The following is a 5,738-nucleotide window of genomic DNA, read 5'->3' as shown; positions in this document are numbered from 1 at the left end:
ATTCCAGGAAAAGTGTGTAACGGTTTTCCGTCCGAAATTGCGAAAAAAACAAGGGGATAGCGGTTAGCCGGTTCCCTGAAACGGCGAAACGCTCGGCAGCCGCCCCTACTGCAGCAGTCCCTTGATGATGGCGCTCGCCTTGGCGAAGTCCATCTGGCCGGCATATTTCTGCTTCAGCGCGCCGATTACCTTGCCCATGTCCTTCTGGCTGGCGGCGCCGGTCGCCGCGATCACCTCGCGCGCCGCGGCCGTGATCGCCGCCTCGTCGAGCTGCGTCGGCAGGAATTCGCGGATGATCTCCATCTCGCCGCGCTCCTGCGCCGCCAGTTCCGGCCGCTTGCCGTCCTCGAACGCCTTGGCCGATTCCTCGCGCTGCTTCACCATCTTGGCGAGGATCTGCAGGATCTCCTCCTCGCTAGCCGGCGGCTTGCCGGCGCCGCGATTGGCGATGTCGCGGTCGTGGATGGCGGCCTGGATCAGCCGCAGCGTCGGCAGGCGGTGCTTGTCCTGCGCCTTCATCGCGCTCTTCATGGAATCGGCGATTTTCTCGCGCATTGTGGTTCTCCTTCGAATTCGGCGGACAATAGCTTCGCCGAACGGGCAACGCAAATTCCGACAAGCCGCTGATATTGCTGGACGAATGGAAATCAGAGCTGGCTGGCGGTGTCCGCATTGACCGTTCGGGTGCCTTCGCCTATGTACTCGGTCCTGCATGAGACAATGAGTTGACGCGCGGAGGCTGGGAAATCCTGCTTCGCGCGCTTTGCTGCGCGAGTGGTCCCGTTGACCAGTCGCAGCGCCTGACAGGAGTGCCGCCATGGCCACGACCACCGCCCCCTGGGCCACCGAAAAGCCGACCGCCCTTCTGGTGCTCGCCGACGGCACGGTGATCGAGGGCCGCGGTCTCGGCGCCACCGGATCGGCCGTCGCCGAGGTGTGCTTCAACACGGCGCTGACCGGCTACGAGGAGATCCTCACCGATCCGTCCTACGCTGGCCAGATCGTCACCTTCACCTTCCCGCATATCGGCAATGTCGGCACCAATGACGAGGACATCGAGGACTTGCATCCGGCGGCCCGCGCCGGCGCTGTCGGCGCCATCTTCAAGGCCAATGTCACCGATCCGTCCAACTATCGCGCGGCCAGCCATCTCGACCAGTGGCTGAAGCGGCGCGGCATCGTCGCGCTGTCCGGCATCGACACCCGCGCGCTGACCGTGTTGATCCGCGAGAAGGGCATGCCCAATGCCGTTATCGCGCATGCGCCCGACGGCGTTTTCGACATCGAGGACCTGAAGCGGCAGGCGGCTGCCTGGTCGGGCCTGATCGGCCTCGATCTCGCCAAGGAGGTCACATCGGGCCAGTCCTCGGTCTGGCGCGAGACGCCCTGGGTGTGGAACGAAGGCTATGGCGAGCAGGACGCGCCGTCGATGCATGTCGTGGCCATCGACTACGGCGTCAAGCGCAACATCCTGCGCCTGCTTGCGGGCCTGGGCGCCAAGGTCACCGTCGTGCCGGCCAAGACCGTTGCGGAGGAGATCCTCGCAATGCAGCCGGACGGCATCTTCCTGTCCAATGGCCCCGGCGACCCGGAAGCGACCGGCGAATATGCCGTGCCGGTGATCCAGAACCTCTTGAAGACCGACATTCCGGTGTTCGGCATCTGCCTCGGCCATCAGATGCTGGCGCTGGCGCTCGGCGGCAAGACCGAGAAGATGCATCAGGGCCACCACGGCGCCAACCATCCGGTCAAGGACCACACCACCGGCAAAGTCGAGATCGTCTCGATGAACCACGGTTTCGCCGTCGACGCCGACTCGCTGCCCGAAGGCGTCGAGGAAACCCATGTCTCGCTCTTCGACGGTTCGAACTGCGGCATCGCGCTGACGGGCCGGCCGGTCTTCTCGGTCCAGCATCATCCCGAGGCCTCGCCCGGCCCGCAGGATTCGCATTACCTCTTCCGCCGCTTCGTCAACCTGATCCGCGAGCGGCGCGGCGAGGAAGCGCTGGCAGAGCGCGCCTAGCTCAACGCCGCCTAGACAGTGTTCGTCACGGCCTCCTGGGTGTGCATGCGCTCGACTTCCTTCGGCGTCGGCCTGGCCACTTTCGTCACGAAGACGATGACCGCCAGCGTCAGGAAAATCGCGCCGAGCACATAGGGCGCGCCGCCGAACACGACCGGCGCGGTCGGGCTCGTGAACCAGGAAAAGATCGCCGTGTAGAGCAACGGTGTGATGATCGAGGTGATCGAGAAGATCGAGGTCATCGCGCCCTGCAATTCGCCTTGCGCCGACGGCGGCACCTTGGCGGCGGCGAGGCTCCTCAGCGGCGGATCGGCCAGCGCCTCCAGGCAGCCGGCCACGATCACCGCATAGACCATCCAGCCTTGCGTCGCGAAGGCGTAGCCGAAGGCGCCGAGCGCAGTGATGGTCAGCCCGATCGCCGCCGTCTTCCACTCGCCGAGTTTCGGAATGATCCGCGGCAGCACCGTCGCCATGATGATCGCGCCGCACAGGCCGAAGGCGCCGAGCGAGAAGCCGATCTGCTGCTGGTTCCAGCCATAGCGGTAGTTGGAGACGAACGCCCAGACCGCCGGATACATCATATGGCCGAGCGTCATCAGGAAGAACACCAGCCCGATCCAGCCGATGCCCGGATAATTGCGCATCTGCAACAGCGTGCCGACCGGATTGGCGCGCTTCCACTCGAAGGGCCGGCGGTGTTTTTCGTCCAGCGTCTCGGGCAGAAATACCATCGCGATCAGGAAATTCACGAAGGCAAGCGCTGCCGCGAAATAGAACGGCACACGCGGCCCGAACGTGCCGAGCACCCCGCCCAGCACCGGGCCGATGACGAAGCCGACGCCGAAGGCGATGCCGAGCAGGCCGAAATTCTTAGCCCGGTTCTCATCATTCGAGATGTCGGCGATGAAGGCCGATGTCGTCGAGTAGCTGGCGCCGGAAATGCCGGCGAGCACGCGGCCGATGAACAGCATCGGATAGGACCAGGCGATGGCGCAGATCAGATTGTCGATCGAGAAGGTCAGCACCGAGGCAAGCAGGACCGGCCGTCGCCCGAAACGGTCGCTCAGGCCGCCGATGATCGGCGCGAAGAAGAACTGCATCGCCGCATAGACGAAAAACAGCCAGCCGCCCTCGATGGCGGCCTCGCTGACGCTGACGCCGCTCAGTTCCTCCAGATAGGCCGGCAGCACCGGCATGATGATGCCGAAGCCGATGATGTCGAGCAAAAGCGTCGTGAAAACGAGCGCAAGGCCCCGCTTGGCGGTTTTCGGGTCGATCATGGTGACAAGCTCCTCATCCGCCCTGGGGCACGGGCGGGACGGACCTTATAGGCGAGGTCAGCGGCCGGAACAATCCGCGAACGAACGCAAATGCCTTATGCTGACACCACTTGCCAGCGGGCGCCGATCACGGATCGTCACTCGAAAAGAGGGGGAAACGCCGCCTCAGATCGGACCGCTCATCGTGTTGCAGTCGGACAGCTTGCCGCTCTTGAAGCCCCGCGCCAGCCAGGTCTGCCGCTGCTGCGAAGTGCCATGGTTGAAGCTTTCCGGCACGACATAGCCCTGCATCTTTTTCTGCAGCGTGTCGTCGCCGATCTGCTTGGCCGCGTTCAACGCGCTTTCGATGTCGCCCTGCTCCAAAATGCCCTTCTGCTGGGTGAAATGCGCCCAGACACCGGCGAAGCAATCGGCCTGAAGCTCGATGCGCACCGACAACTGATTGGCGTCGGCCTCGCTCATGCCCTGCCGCATCTGGTTGAACTTGCCCATGATGCCGGTGAGGTTCTGCACGTGATGACCGATCTCGTGCGCCACCACATAGGCGCGCGCGAACTCGCCAGAAGCGCCGAACTGCTGGTCGAGCTGCTGGAAGAAGGTCATGTCCAGATAGACCTTGCGATCGCCAGGGCAGTAGAACGGCCCGGCCGCCGCCGAGGCGAAGCCGCAAGCCGAGCGAACCTGGCCGCTGAACAGCACCAGCCTGGGGTCCTCGTAGGTCAACCCCTGGGATTTGAAAATGCCGGTCCAGGTGTCCTCGGTATCGGCAAGCACGGTCGCGACGAACTGCTTCATCTCGTCATTGGCGGGCGCGTTGCCATTGTCCTGTGTCTCGGTGATCTGGCCGCCGCCCCCCGGCAGCAAGCCGCCGTCGCCGCCACCCAGGATCTGCGACGGGTCGAAGCCGAAATACCATCCCGCCAGCACAACCAGGATGACCAGGAGGATGCTGCCGCCACCCCCGGTGCGGCCGCCGATAGGGACACGGAACTGACCGCCGCCACCCAATCCGCCGCCACCGCCGCTGTCGCTGCGCTCGTCCTCGATGTTGTCGCTCTGACGACGGCCTCTCCAAAGCATGGCAACTCCTCGCAATGCGAATGTCCTGGAGGGGCTGGCCGGCGACCGCCCCGTGCTGACAACTATCGCAACGGCCAGCCCAAGTCACAGAATTTTTCGCGCCCAAAAAATGCGCGGGCCGGAGGAAACTCCGATCGGCCGGTTATTTCCACTCCCGATAAACCGGCTGAAAACCTCAGCTTTTCTGCTTGGCGCCGGCGCTTTTGCCGTCCGAGCTTTTCGACCGTTCCTCGAAACGCGCCGCGCCCTTCTTCAGCGGATGGCCGGTCTCTGCCTCGGTCTTGCCTTCGTCGCCGGCGGCCGCCTGCCGCAATCCCCTGGCTGCCTGCTCTCCCTTGGCGGTCGGTGCCTGTTCGATGCCCATTGCTTCCTCCCTAAGCGCGATAATCGCGCGATGTGGGAGGTAATGCGGCCGGGGTGCGTAGGTTCCGCGTCAACACGCGCGATGGGAACCGGGGAGCTAAGCCTGGCGGTGAGTCATCGCTCGGCGGAAAGCATCCAGCGTTTCGGCGCTGACATGGTGCTCGATGCCTTCGGCGTCGATGCGCGCCGTCTCAGCGCTGACGCCCAGCGAGCGCAGGAAGGCTTCCACCGTCTGGTGGCGGATGCGGCTTTCCTCCGCGACCTTGCGGCCGGTCTCGGTCAGGAACACGCCGCGATAGGGCTTTCGCGAGACCAGCCCGTCGGCGCAGAGCCTGGTCAGCATCTTGGCAACCGTCGGCTGCGCGACGCCGAGCCTTGCCGCGATATCCACCTGCCGCGCCTCGTTGCCATCCTCGATCAGATCGGCGATCAGCTCGACATAGTCTTCGACCAGCGCGCTGCGGCGCGCCTGGCGCTGCTGCCGGAATCCTTCCGAATGGATTTCGGCATCGGGAAGCGGCTCCTCGCGTCGAACTGGTTTGTTCCTAAGCGCCAATATGCGCTCCTCCTGAATCGGGATCGCATCCATAGCACGAAACCCCTGATGGCCCGGCCGTTTATTTGCATTCCCGCGCGGGCGCAACCGGCGTTTCCGCCGCCCGCCCTGGAACTTGCTCCCGCGATCACGAAAGCATGATCAATGAAATATAGCATATTGCATAATGTTGAGCTGTGGCATAGATAGGAGGCACGTTCGATAATTCTAGCGGAAATCCCATGTCCGATGCCGATGCAGTAACCGTAGCCCGACCCGCATGGCGATTCGACAGGCCGGACGACGAGCAGCCCAGCCTGCGCGAGGTGAACGCCTCGATCGCGGTGCCGCGGACCGGCGTCTGGTTCCGCCGCCTGTTCGCTTTCATGGGTCCTGGCTACATGGTTTCGGTCGGCTATATGGACCCGGGCAACTGGGCGACGGACCTCGCCGGTGG

6 protein-coding genes and 1 pseudogene are annotated in these 5,738 nt (G+C 64.2%); 2 read left to right on the top strand and 5 right to left on the bottom strand.

From position 1 onward, the window contains the following. Positions 1 to 105 precede the first annotated feature (105 nt). A complete protein-coding gene (locus tag EOA24_RS25260) occupies positions 106 to 555 on the bottom strand; it encodes a GatB/YqeY domain-containing protein (RefSeq protein WP_126081748.1) in 450 nt (149 codons plus the stop codon). A gap of 262 nt (positions 556 to 817) precedes the next feature. On the opposite strand from EOA24_RS25260, the gene carA reads away from it, so the two are divergent. After that, complete coding sequence (gene carA / locus EOA24_RS25255; RefSeq protein ID WP_126081747.1) at positions 818 to 2,023, top strand: glutamine-hydrolyzing carbamoyl-phosphate synthase small subunit; 1,206 nt, start codon at positions 818 to 820, stop codon at positions 2,021 to 2,023. An 11-nt stretch (positions 2,024 to 2,034) separates the two neighbouring features. On the opposite strand, the gene EOA24_RS25250 is transcribed toward carA, so the two are convergent. The 4 genes from EOA24_RS25250 to mntR form a co-directional block, all read right to left on the bottom strand. Further along, a complete protein-coding gene (locus EOA24_RS25250) occupies positions 2,035 to 3,303 on the bottom strand; it encodes a TCR/Tet family MFS transporter (RefSeq protein WP_126081746.1) in 1,269 nt (422 codons plus the stop codon). Between the two features lie 165 nt (positions 3,304 to 3,468). Then, a complete protein-coding gene (locus EOA24_RS25245) occupies positions 3,469 to 4,383 on the bottom strand; it encodes a neutral zinc metallopeptidase (protein ID WP_126081745.1) in 915 nt (304 codons plus the stop codon). A gap of 175 nt (positions 4,384 to 4,558) precedes the next feature. Next, a complete protein-coding gene (locus EOA24_RS25240) occupies positions 4,559 to 4,747 on the bottom strand; it encodes a hypothetical protein (protein WP_126081744.1) in 189 nt (62 codons plus the stop codon). A gap of 96 nt (positions 4,748 to 4,843) precedes the next feature. Continuing rightward, a complete protein-coding gene (mntR, locus tag EOA24_RS25235; RefSeq protein WP_042647014.1) occupies positions 4,844 to 5,302 on the bottom strand; it encodes a manganese-binding transcriptional regulator MntR in 459 nt (152 codons plus the stop codon). Between the two features lie 221 nt (positions 5,303 to 5,523). Here mntR and EOA24_RS25230 point away from each other — a divergent pair. After that, positions 5,524 to 5,738, top strand: a pseudogene (locus EOA24_RS25230) (divalent metal cation transporter); the annotation flags it as partial.

Source organism: Mesorhizobium sp. M2A.F.Ca.ET.039.01.1.1, from assembly GCF_003998035.1.
Taxonomy (GTDB): domain Bacteria; phylum Pseudomonadota; class Alphaproteobacteria; order Rhizobiales; family Rhizobiaceae; genus Mesorhizobium.
This window is presented reverse-complemented; position numbering and strand designations above follow the sequence as displayed.

What these genes read in the sequence shown, in the direction of transcription:
- EOA24_RS25260 (WP_126081748.1), bottom strand. Translation starts at nt 555, where the DNA reads ATGCGCGAGAAAATCGCCGATTCCATGAAGAGCGCGATGAAGGCGCAG.
- EOA24_RS25240 (WP_126081744.1), bottom strand. Translation starts at nt 4,747, where the DNA reads ATGGGCATCGAACAGGCACCGACCGCCAAGGGAGAGCAGGCAGCCAGG.
- carA (WP_126081747.1), top strand. Translation starts at nt 818, where the DNA reads ATGGCCACGACCACCGCCCCCTGGGCCACCGAAAAGCCGACCGCCCTT.
- EOA24_RS25250 (WP_126081746.1), bottom strand. Translation starts at nt 3,303, where the DNA reads ATGATCGACCCGAAAACCGCCAAGCGGGGCCTTGCGCTCGTTTTCACG.
- EOA24_RS25245 (WP_126081745.1), bottom strand. Translation starts at nt 4,383, where the DNA reads ATGCTTTGGAGAGGCCGTCGTCAGAGCGACAACATCGAGGACGAGCGC.